Source organism: Stenotrophomonas sp. GQ19 (assembly GCF_059758695.1).
The window spans coordinates 238,821-253,984 of the sequence record NZ_JCAXES010000004.1; the positions used below are offsets into that span (position 1 = coordinate 238,821).

Below are 15,164 nucleotides of genomic sequence, written 5' to 3' on the forward strand. Positions count from 1 at the left end.
ACAGTCGAAGCCGACAAAGATCCTCGCCGCCATGCATTGCCGCGCGTTCGCGCGGCCACCGACCAACGGTCGGCGGCTACCGGCTCAGCCAATACAGATCTGGTTCGCCCACACGCGCTTGCCGAAGGATCAGACACCGCCCGGTAGAGCCACCCCATGGGTGGCTGCTCTCCGTTTCGGCCGTCATGAACCTCTGATCCAAGAGATTGCACACCCTAAACCCCGGAAACCGAGCCGAAGCCGACAAGAAACCTCGCCGCCATGCATGGCCGCGCGTTCGCGCGGTCACCGACCAACGGTCGGTGGCTACGAACTGCTGAGGGCTTCGGTGAGGGTGGGATGGTCCTGCCTCTGCTTGCTCTTCTTCTGTGGGCACTTGCGTGCCCACATCGTTAGTAGTAATACTACTAACCATGGACCTGACCGATACCCAGCAGGCGATCCTGCAGTTGATCGCCGAGCGTATAGAGACCGATGGCGCACCGCCGTCGCAGACGGAAATCGCCCGCGCGTTCGGCTTCAAGGGCGTGCGCGCGGCCCAGTACCATCTGGAAGCGCTGGAGCAGGCCGGGGCGATCCGTCGCATTCCCGGGCAGGCCCGCGGCATCCGGCTGGTGCAGGCGCCGCCGCTGCAGGACGGCCTGCCGGCCTCGCTGTCGGTGCCGGCATTGCCCGACCACGTACTGCGCCTTCCGGTGCTGGGCCGGGTCGCTGCCGGTCTGCCGATCGGCGCGGACATCGGGTCCGACGATTTCGTGGTGCTCGACCGGGTGTTCTTCTCGCCCGCGCCGGATTACCTGCTCAAGGTGCAGGGCGATTCGATGATCGACGAAGGCATCTTCGACGGCGACCTGATCGGCGTGCACCGCACCCGCGACGCCCGCTCGGGCCAGATCGTGGTGGCGCGCATCGATGACGAGATCACCGTCAAGCTGCTCAAGATGGGCAAGGACCGCATCCGGTTGCTGCCGCGCAACCCCGATTACAAGCCGATCGAAGTGCTGCCCGACCAGGACTTCGCAATCGAAGGCCTCTATTGCGGCCTGCTGCGGCCCAACCGCTGACCCCTCTACTACGTAAAACCTGCACGGTCTTTTGTGGCGATTCTCTGGTTCCGCTGAGGTTGGTACGGATGTCCGATAATTTTTTTCCGAACGCCGGGCAGAATCTCAGCCTGTGCGATACGCCAGCCTTAAAGTGAACCCATGGCCAAGAAGACTTCCAAAGACAGCACCTCCACCGACACGACCTCTGCAAGGACCACTCCGATGGACGAAAACAAAAAGCGTGCCCTCACCGCCGCGCTGAGCCAGATCGAAAAGCAGTTCGGCAAGGGCGCCGTGATGCGCATGGGCGACCGCGTCGTCGAGGCGGTCGAGGTCATCCCCACCGGTTCGCTGATGCTGGATATCGCACTCGGCATTGGTGGCCTGCCCAAGGGGCGTGTCGTTGAAATCTACGGTCCGGAATCGTCGGGCAAGACCACCCTGACCCTGCAGGCCATTGCCGAATGCCAGAAGAAGGGCGGCACCGCCGCCTTCATCGACGCCGAGCATGCACTGGACCCGATCTACGCCGCCAAGCTGGGTGTGAACGTGGACGACCTGCTGCTGTCGCAGCCCGATACCGGTGAGCAGGCGCTGGAAATCGCCGACATGCTGGTGCGGTCCAGCTCCGTGGACATCGTGGTGGTCGACTCGGTCGCCGCGCTGACCCCCAAGGCCGAAATCGAAGGCGAAATGGGCGACCAGCTGCCGGGCCTGCAGGCCCGTCTGATGAGCCAGGCGCTGCGCAAGCTCACCGGCAACATCAAGCGCTCCAATACCCTGGTGGTGTTCATCAACCAGTTGCGCCACAAGATCGGCGTGATGATGCCGGGCCAGAGCCCGGAAGTGACCACCGGCGGCAACGCCTTGAAGTTCTACGCCTCGGTCCGCCTGGACATCCGCCGCATCGGCGCGATCAAGAAGGGCGACGAGATCATCGGCAACCAGACCAAGATCAAGGTCGTCAAGAACAAGCTGGCACCTCCCTTCAAGCAGGTCATCACCGAGATCCTGTACGGCGAAGGCATCAGCCGCGAAGGCGAACTGATCGACATGGGCGTGGAAGCCAAGCTGGTTGAGAAGGCCGGCGCCTGGTACAGCTACGGCGATGAGCGCATCGGCCAGGGCAAGGACAATGCCCGCGGTTACCTGCGCGACAACCCGCAGATTGCCCAGCGCCTGGAAGCCGAGCTGCGCGAGAAGTTCCAGCCGGAAGAGGCCGCCCGTGAAGGCGGGGACGACGTGGAAGACGACGTCGAGTGAGTTTCCTGCGGGGCAGGGCAGCGCCGTCAGTGACGCTCGCCCTGCACCGCGGTTTCCGTATTCCCCCGACGGGGGGAGCGCCAGGGACGGCGCATTTGATTGAGTAAAGGTCGCCATGCAGGATTCCGACAGCCCGGCACCCCGCCGTAAACGCCGTGTCAGTGAACAGACCCCGGTCCAACGGGCGCTGGGCCTGCTGGTGCGCCGGGAGCACTCGCGCAAGGAACTGACCCGCAAGCTGCAGGCCCGGGGCATCGAGACCGAGGCCGCCGTGGCGGCGGTCGACAAGCTGAGCGAGGCGGGCTGGCAGGACGACACCCGGTTCGCCGAGAACCTGGTCCGGATCCGGGCCAACACCGGCTACGGTCCGATCCATATCCGTGCCGAACTGGGCACCCATGGGCTGGACAGCGAACAGATCGCACTGGCCATGGACACCTTCGAGGGCGATTGGGCCGAAAATGCCCGGGATCTGGTCTGCCGTCGTTTCGGCGAGGCCGGCCCCCAGGAGCTGCCGCAACGCCGTAAAGCGGCCGATCTGCTGGCCCGGCGCGGGTTCGACGGCGACACCATTCGGCGCGCCACCCGCTACGACCCTGACGACTGAGCGGCCCGGGCCTGATACCCTTTGTGGTTTCGGCGGTCCAGCAGCGACACCCGGCCATTGGGGCTGAGTGCCATGGACCGGCCGGCCCGCATAAAGCCAGCCCCCATGAACGCATCCGTCACATTCACTACCTCCCAGATCCGCAGCGATTTCCTTGAGTTCTTCAAGGGAAAGGGCCACACCATCGTGCCGTCGGCGCCTCTGGTGCCGGGCAATGATCCGACCCTGCTGTTCACCAACTCCGGCATGGTGCAGTTCAAGGACGTGTTCCTTGGCGCGGAAAAGCGCAGCTACGTGCGCGCCGCGGACGTCCAGCGCTGCCTGCGCGCCGGCGGCAAGCACAACGACCTGGACCAGGTCGGCTATACCGCGCGTCACCACACCTTCTTCGAAATGCTGGGCAACTGGTCCTTCGGCGACTACTTCAAGAAGGACGCCATCGCCTGGGCATGGGAGCTGCTGACCCAGGTCTGGAAGCTGCCGGCCGAGCGCCTGCTGGTCACGGTCTACCAGACCGATGACGAGGCCTATGCGCTGTGGCGCGACATGATCGGCATCCCGGAAGCGCGCATCGTGCGCATCGGCGACAACAAGGGTGCGCCGTTCGCGTCGGACAACTTCTGGCAGATGGCCGAAACCGGCCCGTGCGGCCCGTGCACCGAGATCTTCTATGACCACGGCGACCACATCGCCGGCGGCCCCCCGGGCTCGCCGGACGAAGACGGCGACCGCTTCATCGAAATCTGGAACCTGGTGTTCATGCAGTTCGATCGCCAGCCCGACGGCACCCTGGTGCCGCTGCCGGCGCCCTGCGTGGACACCGGCATGGGTCTGGAGCGCCTGGCCGCGATCCTGCAGCACGTGCACACCAACTATGAAATCGACCTGTTCCAGGCGCTGATCCGCAAGGCCAGCGAACTGACCGGCATGGCCGACCTGGAGAACAAGTCGCTGCGTGTCATCGCCGACCATATCCGGGCCTGTTCGTTCCTGATCGTCGATGGCGTGCTGCCGTCCAACGAAGGCCGAGGCTACGTGCTGCGCCGGATCATCCGTCGCGCGCTGCGCCACGGCTGGATGCTGGGCGTGCGCCAGCCGTTCTTCAGCAAGCTGGTGCCGACCCTGGTCGAGCAGATGGGCGTGGCCTATCCGGAACTGCCGGCCCAGGCCGACACCGTGGTGCGCGCGCTGCAGGCCGAGGAAGAGCGTTTCGCTGAAACTCTCGACGCGGGCATGAAGATCTTCGACGACGTGGCGGCCAAGGTCAGTGACGGCGTGATCCCGGGCGTGGATGCCTTCCGCCTGTACGACACCTACGGCTTCCCGGTCGACCTGACCGCCGACATCGCCCGCGAGCGCGACATGACGGTGGACATGGACGGCTTCAACGCCGCGATGGACAACCAGCGCGAAACCGCGCGCGCGGCGGGCAAGTTCGGCGGCGGCGTGACCCTGTCCGCCGACCTGGTGGCCACGCTCAAGCCGACCGTGTTCCTGGGCTACGACCGCCTGCAGGCCGACGGTCTGACCGTGCTGGCCATGCTCAAGGACGGTCGCCCGGTCGACGCGGCGCAGGCCGGTGACGAGGTGATCGTGATCACCGACCAGACCCCGTTCTACGCCGAATCCGGCGGCCAGGTCGGCGACACCGGTGAACTCGCCGGTGCGGGTGGGCAGGTACAGGTCAGCGACACCCAGAAGTTCGCCGGCCAGTTCCATGGCCACGTCGGCACGATCACCCAGGGCAGCCTGAAGGTCGGCGATGTGCTGCGTGGCCAGGTCGATGGCGAGCGCCGTGGCGCCACCATCCTCAACCACTCCGCCACCCACCTGCTGCACGCCGCCCTGCGCGAAGTGCTGGGCACCCATGTGCAGCAGAAGGGCTCGCTGGTGGCGCCGGACCGCCTGCGCTTCGACTTCGCGCACTTCGCCCCGATCAGCGCCGAGGACCTGGCGGTCGTCGAGCGCAAGGTCAACGCGCAGGTGCGCGCCAACAACGCCGTCGAAGTGCACAACATGGCCATGCAGGAAGCGCTGGACTTCGGCGCGATGGCGCTGTTCGGCGAGAAGTATGGCGAGAACGTGCGCGTGCTGAAGATGGGCGATTACTCCACCGAACTGTGCGGCGGTACCCACGTGGGCCGCACCGGTGACATCGGCCTGTTCAAGATCACCTCCGAAGGCGGTGTGTCCTCGGGTGTGCGCCGCATTGAAGCGGTGACCGGGCAGGGCGCGCTGGATTACGTGGCCCACGAAGAGGCCGTGCTCGGCGAAGCGGCGTCGCTGCTCGGCGGCAACGCCGGCGACGTGGTCGACAAGATCCGCCAGCTCGGTGAGCGCCAGAAGAAGCTGGAACGCGAACTGGACGCATTGAAGGCCAAGCAGGCTGCGGGCGCCACCGCCGATCTCGGCGCGTCGGCGGTCGAGGTCAACGGCATCAAGATCCTGGCCGCGCGCCTGGAAGGCTTCGATGCCAAGGCGCTTCGTGACGCAATCGACCGCCTCAAGCAGCAGCTGGGCGACTCGGTGATCGTGCTGGCCGGCACCCAGGACGGCAAGGCAGCCCTGGTCGCCGGCGTGAACGGCAGTGCAATGGGCAAGGTCAAGGCCGGGGAACTGTTGTCCCATATCGCCAGTCAGACCGGGGGCAAGGGCGGCGGCCGCCCGGATCTCGCCCAGGGTGGTGGCGAGGACGGGCCCGCCCTTGCTTCTGCCCTTGCGGCCGTTGTCGACTGGGTCACCCCACGTATCTGAACACCTGAAGCTTCCTGCTCCTTGAAGGGGCGGGAGGCCTGACGGTACTATGGCTAATCCTTTCCCTTTGTCGTGTGGCGTTCCTTGGCTGGGCGCCGAGCCGGTGGGGAAGATCCACCGGTTCCCTGGAGACTTGCAAAAATGTTGATCCTGACTCGCCGCGTAGGCGAAACCCTGATGATCGGTGACTCGGTCAGCGTGACCGTGCTCGGCGTCAAGGGCAACCAGGTGCGTATCGGTATCACTGCTCCGAAGGACGTGGCCGTGCACCGCGAAGAGATTTACCAGCGTATCCAGCGCGGCGATGAGCCGAATGCATCCGGAAGTGAAAATTCTTCGGATTAAGGCTTTACCTTCGGGCGCGGAAAACGTTATTATTCGCGCCCCCGCTGAGATGATTCAACGCAGCGGCGGAACCAGAACACTGGAGCGGTGCCCGAGTGGCTGAAGGGGCTCCCCTGCTAAGGGAGTATAGGGCTTAAAACTCTATCGAGGGTTCGAATCCCTCCCGCTCCGCCAGATGTGAGAAAAGCCCTTGAGCGCAAGCTCAGGGGCTTTTTTTTTGCTTCTTTTTACCCGTCTGCAGGGAAGGGCTGCTTCAAGGAAAAGCGCCTTCCTTTGGTGGCTGATGCAGCATGAACGCCCGCCTGCTGCGCTGACCCGTCTTTCACAGGCGTACACCTATGGTTCTCATCCAACTGTGGATGCCCCCTCTGTGCTGCACGAACACGAACACGACACCGCGAAGTGGCGCATCTACGAGGCCCTCCTGCAGGCCACGCCGGATCTGTCGTATGTCTTCGATCTACAGCACCGCTTCATCTATGCCAACAAGGCGTTGCTGGACATGTGGGGCATGCGCTGGGAGGAGGCGGCGGGCAAGACCTGCCTGGAACTCGGCTATGCGCCCTGGCATGCCGCCATGCATGACGACGAGATCGAGCAGGTGATCGCCACCAGGCGACCCGTACGTGGCGAGGTGCCGTTCCCGCACACCACCGAAGGCACCCGCGTCTACGACTACATCTTTACGCCGGTGTTCGGGCCGGACGGGCAGGTGGAAGCCATTGCCGGCAGCACCCGCGACATCACCGAACGTACCCGCCACGCCGAGCACCTGCAGTTGCTGGTCAACGAATTGAATCACCGGGTCAAGAACACGCTGGCCACGGTGCAGTCGATCGCGCGGCAGACCTTCGCCAATGCCGATGGCATGGACGACGCCTGCGGCAAGATCGAAGAGCGCCTGCTCGCCCTGGCCAGCGCGCACGATGTGCTGACCCGTGAAAACTGGCACAGCGCAGACGTGGCCGAGCTGGCCCGTGGGCTGGCCGCACAGGGCCGGTTTGATGCACGGCAGTTCGACGTGCAGGGCGAATCGTGCCGGCTCGATCCGCGCCGTGCGATGGCACTGGCCATGGCACTGCATGAGCTGTGTGCCAACGCGGCCCGGCACGGTGCGTTGTCCACGCCGGACGGGTCGGTGCAGATTGCCTGGCAGCGCAACCGCCGTGGCGATGGCGAGGAGCTGGAGCTGGTGTGGCGCGAGCGCGGTGGCCCGCAGGTACAGCCGCCGGCGCAGCGCGGCTTTGGATCGCGGCTACTTGAACGCGGGCTCAAACATGACATGGGGGGAAACGTGGACCTGGCCTTTGACCCGGAGGGCGTCACCTTCCGCGTATCGATCCCCCTGCCTGACGATGCACACGAGGTTGAACCATGAAGGCGCGCGTACTGGTGGTCGAAGACGAATCGCTGGTGGCGATGATGGTCGAAGACTGTCTGATTGAACTTGGTTATGAAGTGGCGGCGGTGGCCCCCAATGTCGATGCGGCACTGGCGGCGCTGCAGGGGGGCGGCATCGACTGCGCCATGCTTGACGTGAACCTCGGCGGCACGCCGTCGTTCCCGATTGCCGAAGCGCTGGAAGCGCGCGGCATCCCGTACATGTTCGTCACCGGCTACGACGGCACCGCCATCCCGCCGAACTTCCGGGCGCGACATGGCCTGCAGAAGCCGTTCCGGATGCGCGAACTGCAACAGGCCATGGCCGGGCTGCAGGATGCCCCGGCGGTGCCGGGCGACCTGATCGCCTAGCGCGGGCGTCGCCCAGCGGCCGGATCGGTCCGGCCCGCCGTGGCAGGGGCAGGGCGGCAGCGCCGCCCGGTGATCAGGCTGCGCGTGCCTGTGCCAGCGCCAACCGCACCACGCCTTCAAAACGTTCCAGTTCGCCGCTGTCGGTGCCGGCGCGCTGGTACTGCGTCGGGTCGTCGAGCACATCCAGGACCACGGCGGTACCGCTGCCATCGTCGGCCATGACAATCACACTTTCGTAGATGCAGCCGCTGGTCAGCGCGCGCCAGCACCGCAGGGTGGTGCCGTCCAGCCACACCGCCCAGCGATCGTCGCTGGCGCGGGGCCACAGGCCGTCGCGCAGCTGCGCCAGTTCCTCGGCGGAAAAGCCGTGGCCGCAACGGATCGGCCAGCGGGTGCCGGTCAAGGGCGGAAGGCCGCCACGCTGGGCGGGGGAGAAATCGATCATGTGCGTGCCTCGTGGGCCGTTGTGAGTGCATGCGCTGCGGTGACGCATGCCGGCACACAGTCTACCGGTGAGTTAGTAGTTTTGCTAATTTCGCGCCCGCCTACGGGCCCGGCGCCTGCGGTTACCAAGGCAGGCTGCGTCATCGCGGACCGCGACAGCCCGCGGCTGCGGGAGTAGAATCGCGCCGCACTGAAGGCGTTGCAGCCTTCAAACCCCCTTTCCCTCCAGCCGCCGCCAGAGGACTTCCTTCCTTGCTGGAGGCGTTGCCGTGTCCGTTGCTTCGTTCCGTGTTGTCCCCACCCGCGTCGGTCGCGCTGCGTCGTCGCCGTCGTTGTCCCCGTTGAGCCTGGCACTGGCCAGCGCCCTTGGCCTTGCCGTGTTTGCCACGGCCGCACAGGCCGACGACGCGCCGGCACCGCCCAAGGACGACGCGGCGCAGACCCTGCAGACCGTGCAGGTCACCGCCAACCAGCTGGGTACCGTCACCGAGGGCAGCGATTCGTACACGCCCGGCACCATCGCCACCGCCACCCGGCTGGTACTGAGCCCGCGGCAGACGCCGCAGTCGATCAGCGTGATCACCCGGCAGGAGATGAATGATTTCGCGCTCAATGGCATCGACGATGTCATGAAGGTCACCCCGGGCATCAGCATCGTCACCTACGACAGCGAGCGCACCGAGTACTACGCGCGCGGCTTTGCGGTGCAGAACTTCCAGTACGACGGCATTCCGATGGCGCGCGATTCGGCGTACTCGGCCGGCAACACGCTCAGCGACATGGCCATCTACGACCGCGTGGAAGTGCTCAAGGGCGCCACCGGCTTGCTCACCGGCATGGGCGACCCGGGCGCGACCATCAACCTGGTGCGCAAGAAGCCGACCCGCGAACTGGCCGGCAGCGCCACGCTGGGCGTGGGCTCGTGGGACAGCTACCGCGCCGAGGTGGACGTGGGCGGGCCGCTGACCGAAAGCGGGCGCGTGCGTGGCCGCGTGGTCGGGGCCTACCAGGACAAGCACTCCAACGTGGACCATTACCAGCGCAGCAACCAGGTGTTCTACGCCATCCTGGAAGCCGATCTCGACGACAGCACGCTGCTCACCGTCGGCGCCGACTACCAGGACAGCGATCCGCGCGGTTCCAGCTGGGGCGGCATTCCGCTGCTGGACAGCACCGGCAGCTTCAACGACATGCCGCGGTCGTTCAACAACGGGGCGCGCTGGAGCCGCTGGGGCCAGTACAGCCGCACCGCCTTCGCCACGCTCGAGCACACCTTCGGCAATGACTGGGTGGCCAAGCTGCAGCTCAACCACCAGGTCAACGGATACGACGCCTCGCTCGGCGCGGCCGCCGGTGGCAACCCGGACCCGGTGACGGGGGCGGGCGTGAGCATGTGGCTGGGCCAGTACATCGGCAAGACCACCAGCAACGCCGCCGACCTGTATGTCAGCGGCAAGTTCGACTGGTTCGGTCGCCAGCACGAACTGGTGGTGGGCGGCAGTGTGTCGCGCAAGCGCTGGGTCAACAACGGTTACTCGCCGCAGCCTGGTTACATCAGCAGCGTGGCCGACTATTACAGCTGGACCGGTGACGTGCCCGAGCCGGACTGGCAGTGGGGCTACGGCGACAACCAGGTGACCCGCGAGAGCGGTGCGTACGTGGTGGCCCGCTTCGACCTGGCCGATCCGCTCAAGCTGATCGTCGGCAGCCGCATCGCCAACTACACATCGCCGGACACCGACGAAAGCGGCGTGATCGTGCCGTACGCCGGCATGGTCTACGACCTCAACCGCAACTTCTCGGTCTTCGCCAGCTACAGCACCATCTTCAAGCCGCAGGGCAACCAGGACGAGCAGGGCAAGACGCTCGACCCGATGGAAGGGCGCAGCTACGAGGCCGGGCTGAAGGCGGAGTTCCTTGAGGGCCGCTTCAACACCAGTGCGGCGGTGTTCCAGCTCGACCAGGACAACTACGCCGAACCCACCGGGGGCCGCACCCCCAGCGGTGGCATCGCCTACCGCGGGCTGATGGGCGTGCGCACCAAGGGCTACGAACTGGAGATGTCCGGCCAGGTGGCGCCGGGCTGGCAGGTCCAGGGCGGCTACGCGCACAAGATCGCGCGGCAGCAGTCGAACAAGGTCTCCACGCTGGAACCGGAAGACCAGTTCAGCCTGCACACCAGCTACCGCCTGCAGGGCGGCGCGCTGCAGGGCTGGAGCGTGGGCGGCGGTGCGCGCTGGCAGGGCAGCACCTTCGGCACCATCACCAACCCGGCCAACGGTGCCAGCCTGGTCCACCGCACCGAGCCGTACTGGCTGCTGGACGCGATGGCGCGGTATGAGTTCAATGACCAGCTGTCGGCCACGCTCAACGTCAACAATCTGCTGGACAAGCACTACTACACGATCTTCAGCTGGTACAGCACCTACACCTGGGGCGAACCGCGCAACGTGCGGCTGACCCTCAACTACAAGTTCTGATGCTGCGCAGCACCCCGGCCAGTGCGCCGGGGTGCTGCAGGCGGTCCAGGCCGCCGTTGCCGTTACGTTGACGCCGTCCACGCATGGCGTGCACCGCGCGAATGCGAGGGTGGGTATTGGTCCGCCCTGCAGGAGTCGCCGTGAACGCACGTCGCCAGTTTCTTTCCGCTGCCGCTGTTGGCACTGCCGCATTGGCGGCGTCCCCGTTGCTCGCCCAGGCCGCCGGCCCGGGCAGCGTGCTGCCCACGCGCGGGCAGGTCAGTGCGCGCACGCTGGCCACCAACGCGGCGGGGCAGGCGGGGCGCTACCGGCCGCACACCCGGCTGGGGCTGGGCGGAGTGGCGATCGGCAATGGCTTTGCGGCCACCACCGATGCCATCAGTGAGGCGACGCTGGCCGCCGCGTATGCGGCCGGCGTGCGCTGTTTCGATACTTCGCCCTGGTATGGGCTGGGCCTCAGCGAGCGCCGCTACGGCCATCACCTGCACAACCACCCGGCACGCGAGTACACGCTGTCGACCAAGGTCGGCCGCCTGCTGACGGCCACGACGGGCGCACTGCAGAAAACGATGTGGCAGGAACCGTCACCGTTCCACTACCGGTACGACTATTCGGCCGATGGCACCCGGCGCTCGGTGGAGGACAGCCTCAACCGGCTTGGCGTGTCGCAGCTGGACGTGGTGTTCATCCACGACCTGTCCCCGGACAACGAGAAGGACCTGGGCATGCCGTGGGAGCAGCGCTTCGCCGAGGCGGCCAAGGGCGCGATGCCGGCGTTGACCCGCATGCGCGAAGAGGGGCTGATCAAGGCGTGGGGATTCGGTGTGAACCGCCCGGAGCCTGCGTTGCGCGCGATCGCCGAGGCCGACCCGGACATCTTCCTGCTGGCGTGCCAGTACTCGCTGCTGGACCACGACCAGGCCCTGCACGACACCTTCCCGAAGATCGCCGCGCACGGCGCGTCGGTGGTGGTGGGGTCGCCGCTGCTGGCCGGCTACCTGGCCGGACGCGAGCGGTATCTGTACGACGGCAGGGTGCCGGCCTGGGCGCCGGACAAGCGTGCCAGGGTCCAAGCCATCTGCGACCGCCACGGGGTGGATCTGCGTTCCGCGGCGCTGCAGTTTGCCGATGCGCCGGCGGTGGTGTCGGCGGTCATTCCTGGCGCGCGCACGCCCGAACAGGTGCTCGCCAACGTGGCGTCGATGTCGGTCGCCATCCCGGCCGCGTTCTGGGCCGAACTGAAACAGCAGCAGCTGATCGCCGCGGATGCGCCGGTACCCACGGCCTGACGCGCAGCAGGCGACCCCGATCGGGTCGGGGCCGCCTGCGGTCATCGCACGGGCTTACAGCGGCAGGTCGAACACCAGCACTTCGGCATCGGTGGCGTTTTCCAGCGTCACCTGCGCCTCGTCGCTGATCTGCAGCGCGTCGCCGGTGTCCAGGGGGATGCCGTTGACCTGCACCTGGCCCCGGGCCACCTGCACATAGACGCCGCGACGCGGGGCCAGAGGCAGCTGCACGCGATCGTTGCCGTCCAGGATCGTGGCGTAGATGTTGGCGTCCTGGTGGATCAGCAAGGCGCCGTCACGCCCATCCTTGGCGGCGATCAGGCGCAGCTGGCCGCGCTTGGCCTCGGGGGCGAAATGGGTCTCCTGGTAGCTCGGGGCGATGTTCTCCTGGTCGGGGAACAGCCAGATCTGCAGAAAGTGCACCGTCTCGTCGGCCGAATGGTTGAACTCGCTGTGGCTGACCCCGCTGCCGGCGCTCATGCGCTGCACGTCGCCGTAGCGCAGCACCGAGCCGGTGCCCATCGAGTCCTTGTGCTCCAGTGCGCCGCCGAGCACGTAGGAAATGATCTCCATGTTGGCGTGGCTGTGGGTGCCGAAGCCTTGGCCGCCCTGCACGCGGTCCTCGTTGATCACCCGCAGCGGGCCGAAGCTGGTGTAGCGCGGGTCGTAGTAGTTGGCGAAGGAGAAGGTGTGCATGGAGTTCAGCCAGCCATGGTCGGCCTTGCCACGGGTGGTGCTCTTGCGGATCTGCAGCATGGTGGATCTCCTCGGGTATTCGATGGTTTCGATGGTGGGCCGGGAGGCGTTTGTCGCGTCCCTTTCCTGTTGGCGCCAGTATCCGCTTGCGCCTGGGGTTTGAAAAACGGATAGTTTCGCAAGCCATCATCGAAAAATTCGAATGCTCAAGCTCAGCCTGGATGCCCTGCAGATCCTGGACGCCATCGACCGCCGCGGCTCGTTCGCGGCCGCCGGCAAGGCGCTGCACAAGGTGCCGTCGACCATTTCCTACACGGTGTCCAAGCTGGAACAGGACCTGGGCGTGCAGCTGTTCGACCGGGTGGGCCCGCGCGCGCAGCTGACCCAGGCCGGACAGGCGCTGCTGGAAGAGGGGCGGCACCTGCTGCGTGCGGCGCGCGAGCTGGAGATGCGGGTGCGCCGGGTGGCCTCGGGCTGGGAAGCGGAGCTGACCGTCGCGGTGGACTCGATGTTCCAGCCGGCGCTGTTGGCCGAGGACGTGCGCGCGTTCAATGCAGTGGCCGAACAGACCCGCGTGCGGCTGATCAGCGAGTCGCTGTCGGGCACCTGGGAGGCCCTGCTGGACCGGCGCGCGGACCTGCTGGTGGGCGCGGCCGGCGAAGGGCCGAGTGGTGGCGGCTACGTGGTGGAGCCGATGGGCGTGGTGGAATTCGTGTTCGCGGTGTCACCCTCGCATCCGCTGGCGGCCGTGCCCGGGCCCCTGGGGCGCGAGCAGCTGGCCGCGCACTGTGCGATCGCGGTGGCCGATTCGGCGCGGCGGTTGCTGCCGCGTACGGTGGGCCTGCTGATGGGGCAGGAGACGGTGACGGTGCCCGATACGGTCAGCAAGTTCCGCCTGCAATGCGCCGGGCTCGGGTTCGGTTTCCTGCCGGCGCCGTACGTGCAGCAGGCGGTCCAGCAGGGCCGGCTGGTGATCAAGCAGGTGGAAGAGCCCAAGCCCGACGAGACCTTCTGGCTGGCCTGGCGGCCAGGCGAGGAGGGTGCCGCGCTGCGCTGGTGGCGCGCGCGCATGCAGGGCCCGGCGGTGATGGCCGGCTGGTGGCCGACGATGCAGGGCTGGCTGGGATGAGGTGCCTGACCGGGTGCTGCCAAGCTGAATCGCCGCTGCGCTGTCATCGCACGGTCATGTGGATGCGATAGAGCGCCTGGCCGGCGGTCGGTAACCTGCCGGGCTCAATCTGGTTTCCCCTGTGTCCCTCATGAAGCGCCTGCTGCTGTTGTTGCTGGCCGGGGCCGGCCTGTGGCTGGCTGCCTGCTCCTCGCTCACCTCCACCGCTGCCTCGACCTCGCTCAGCGACCGGCTGGTCGCGCCCGGTGGGGTGTCCACGTTGCTGGACACCGCGCGCATTGCCGCGGCGGTGGACAGCGTGCCCAACCGGCATGGCCGGGTCACCAGCCGGGCCGGCGTGCCGATCTTCTGGCGGGCGTTCGACCCGGGCCAGTACGGGCTGCGCTACGAATATCTGGCCCAGCAGCACGAGAACGGCGAGCCGCTGCAGACCGGGCTTGCGTTGGCGCTGCCTACGCCGTTCCGCGCGCAGCCGCCGCGCGGCACCGTGGTGCTGCTGCACGGCTGGATGATGAACGGCGATGCGATGCTGCCGTGGTCGCTGCAGCTGGCCCAGGCCGGCTACCGCGTGGTCACCATCGACCTGCGCAACCACGGCCATTCCGGTGCGGGGCCGTCGGGCTATGGCACCTTCGAGTCGGACGATGTGATCGACGTGATCGATGCGCTGCAGGCGCGCGGTGAAGTGGTGGGACCGCTGTACCTGTTCGGTGTGTCCTACGGCGCGGCCACGGCGGTGTTTGCCGCCGACAAGCTGGGCGACCGGGTCAGCGGTGTGGTGGCGATGGAGTCCTTTGCCAATGCCGGCGATGCCATCCGCAGCATGATCCCGCACCTGATGGCATTGCAGCCCAGCGCGTGGAAGGCCCAGGCGATGGCGGCCTATGGGCGCTGGCGCTACGGCGGGCAGGACATCGACGCGGTGATTGCCGCGGCCAGCCAGCGCCTGGACCTGGACCTGGATCGCGTCGACGTGGCCGGCGCGCTGGCCGACACGCGTGCCTGCGTATTGCTGGTGCACGGGCAGGATGATCAGCACGTGCGGGTGGACCAGGGGCGGCGTCTGGCCTTGGCCAGCCCGCGTGTGCATTACATCGAAATGCGCGGCGAAGACCACATTACGTTGCCGTTGCGGCTGGATCTGCTGGGTGGGGTGGTGGATGACTGGCTTGCGCAGGAGGGTCCTGCCGACGCGCGCTGCGCCGCGCCGCAGATGCCGCATGAGGCCGACCGGCTGGTGATGGCGCAACTGCAGGCGCAAGCGCCGCGCGGATGATCGCGCGATAGGCGTCGCAGGCCAATGCGGTAGTGCCGGCCGCTGGCCGGCTCCAGGCGATCCCAGCATTCGGTAGTGCCGGC

Annotated in this window: 13 protein-coding genes and 1 tRNA gene; 12 read left to right on the plus strand and 2 right to left on the minus strand. The window is 66.9% G+C overall.

Going from position 1 to position 15,164, the window contains the following annotated elements; all coding sequences use genetic code 11:
- The first annotated feature begins 413 nt into the window (after positions 1 to 413).
- The 8 genes from lexA (at position 414) to AC6CHL_RS10380 (ending at position 7,767) form a co-directional block, all read left to right on the plus strand.
- A complete protein-coding gene (gene lexA / locus AC6CHL_RS10345; protein ID WP_128096926.1) occupies positions 414 to 1,064 on the plus strand; it encodes a transcriptional repressor LexA in 651 nt (216 codons plus the stop codon).
- A gap of 204 nt (positions 1,065 to 1,268) precedes the next feature.
- Positions 1,269 to 2,309: a recombinase RecA gene (gene recA / locus AC6CHL_RS10350; protein ID WP_038689120.1), complete on the plus strand. Its 1,041-nt coding sequence runs from the start codon at positions 1,269 to 1,271 to the stop codon at positions 2,307 to 2,309.
- A 115-nt stretch (positions 2,310 to 2,424) separates the two neighbouring features.
- Positions 2,425 to 2,916 (plus strand): recombination regulator RecX, encoded by a 492-nt coding sequence (gene recX, locus AC6CHL_RS10355; RefSeq protein WP_313424594.1) that lies wholly within the window; start codon positions 2,425 to 2,427, stop codon positions 2,914 to 2,916.
- A 105-nt stretch (positions 2,917 to 3,021) separates the two neighbouring features.
- Positions 3,022 to 5,670 (plus strand): alanine--tRNA ligase, encoded by a 2,649-nt coding sequence (alaS, locus tag AC6CHL_RS10360; protein ID WP_498294298.1) that lies wholly within the window; start codon positions 3,022 to 3,024, stop codon positions 5,668 to 5,670.
- A 141-nt stretch (positions 5,671 to 5,811) separates the two neighbouring features.
- Positions 5,812 to 6,015, plus strand: coding sequence for a carbon storage regulator CsrA (gene csrA, locus AC6CHL_RS10365; RefSeq protein ID WP_019183311.1), 204 nt, complete (start codon positions 5,812 to 5,814; stop codon positions 6,013 to 6,015).
- A gap of 81 nt (positions 6,016 to 6,096) precedes the next feature.
- Positions 6,097 to 6,189, plus strand: a tRNA-Ser gene (locus AC6CHL_RS10370).
- Positions 6,190 to 6,388: 199 nt separating this feature from the next.
- Positions 6,389 to 7,393, plus strand: coding sequence for a sensor histidine kinase (locus AC6CHL_RS10375; RefSeq protein WP_498294378.1), 1,005 nt, complete (start codon positions 6,389 to 6,391; stop codon positions 7,391 to 7,393).
- The gene (locus AC6CHL_RS10380) at positions 7,390 to 7,767 is read left to right on the plus strand and encodes a response regulator (RefSeq protein WP_038689114.1); all 378 of its coding nucleotides are present in this window, start codon (positions 7,390 to 7,392) and stop codon (positions 7,765 to 7,767) included. Before AC6CHL_RS10375 ends, AC6CHL_RS10380 begins: the two co-directional genes overlap by 4 nt.
- A gap of 73 nt (positions 7,768 to 7,840) precedes the next feature.
- Here AC6CHL_RS10380 and AC6CHL_RS10385 read toward each other — a convergent pair whose 3' ends face one another.
- Positions 7,841 to 8,212: a hypothetical protein gene (locus AC6CHL_RS10385; protein ID WP_038689112.1), complete on the minus strand. Its 372-nt coding sequence runs from the start codon at positions 8,210 to 8,212 to the stop codon at positions 7,841 to 7,843.
- 268 nt (positions 8,213 to 8,480) lie between these two features.
- On the opposite strand from AC6CHL_RS10385, the gene AC6CHL_RS10390 reads away from it, so the two are divergent.
- Both AC6CHL_RS10390 and AC6CHL_RS10395 read left to right on the plus strand, forming a co-directional pair.
- On the plus strand, positions 8,481 to 10,691 hold the full coding sequence (locus AC6CHL_RS10390) for a TonB-dependent siderophore receptor (RefSeq protein ID WP_498294299.1): 2,211 nt from the start codon (positions 8,481 to 8,483) through the stop codon (positions 10,689 to 10,691).
- A 140-nt stretch (positions 10,692 to 10,831) separates the two neighbouring features.
- Positions 10,832 to 11,980, plus strand: coding sequence for an aldo/keto reductase (locus AC6CHL_RS10395; protein ID WP_498294300.1), 1,149 nt, complete (start codon positions 10,832 to 10,834; stop codon positions 11,978 to 11,980).
- Between the two features lie 54 nt (positions 11,981 to 12,034).
- Here AC6CHL_RS10395 and AC6CHL_RS10400 read toward each other — a convergent pair whose 3' ends face one another.
- Entirely contained in the window at positions 12,035 to 12,736 is a 702-nt protein-coding gene (locus AC6CHL_RS10400) for a pirin family protein (protein ID WP_313424585.1), read from the minus strand.
- Positions 12,737 to 12,878: 142 nt separating this feature from the next.
- Here AC6CHL_RS10400 and AC6CHL_RS10405 point away from each other — a divergent pair, with 142 nt between their 5' ends.
- Both AC6CHL_RS10405 and AC6CHL_RS10410 read left to right on the plus strand, forming a co-directional pair.
- Positions 12,879 to 13,805: a LysR family transcriptional regulator gene (locus AC6CHL_RS10405; RefSeq protein ID WP_137189147.1), complete on the plus strand. Its 927-nt coding sequence runs from the start codon at positions 12,879 to 12,881 to the stop codon at positions 13,803 to 13,805.
- 130 nt (positions 13,806 to 13,935) lie between these two features.
- Complete coding sequence (locus AC6CHL_RS10410; protein WP_463602073.1) at positions 13,936 to 15,081, plus strand: alpha/beta hydrolase family protein; 1,146 nt, start codon at positions 13,936 to 13,938, stop codon at positions 15,079 to 15,081.
- Positions 15,082 to 15,164: the final 83 nt, after the last annotated feature.

Coding starts and splice junctions, on each gene's coding strand:
- csrA (WP_019183311.1), top strand. CDS start 5,812: ATGTTGATCCTGACTCGCCGCGTAGGCGAAACCCTGATGATCGGTGAC.
- AC6CHL_RS10405 (WP_137189147.1), top strand. CDS start 12,879: ATGCTCAAGCTCAGCCTGGATGCCCTGCAGATCCTGGACGCCATCGAC.
- AC6CHL_RS10380 (WP_038689114.1), top strand. CDS start 7,390: ATGAAGGCGCGCGTACTGGTGGTCGAAGACGAATCGCTGGTGGCGATG.
- recX (WP_313424594.1), top strand. CDS start 2,425: ATGCAGGATTCCGACAGCCCGGCACCCCGCCGTAAACGCCGTGTCAGT.
- alaS (WP_498294298.1), top strand. CDS start 3,022: ATGAACGCATCCGTCACATTCACTACCTCCCAGATCCGCAGCGATTTC.
- AC6CHL_RS10400 (WP_313424585.1), bottom strand. CDS start 12,736: ATGCTGCAGATCCGCAAGAGCACCACCCGTGGCAAGGCCGACCATGGC.
- AC6CHL_RS10385 (WP_038689112.1), bottom strand. CDS start 8,212: ATGATCGATTTCTCCCCCGCCCAGCGTGGCGGCCTTCCGCCCTTGACC.
- AC6CHL_RS10410 (WP_463602073.1), top strand. CDS start 13,936: ATGAAGCGCCTGCTGCTGTTGTTGCTGGCCGGGGCCGGCCTGTGGCTG.
- lexA (WP_128096926.1), top strand. CDS start 414: ATGGACCTGACCGATACCCAGCAGGCGATCCTGCAGTTGATCGCCGAG.
- recA (WP_038689120.1), top strand. CDS start 1,269: ATGGACGAAAACAAAAAGCGTGCCCTCACCGCCGCGCTGAGCCAGATC.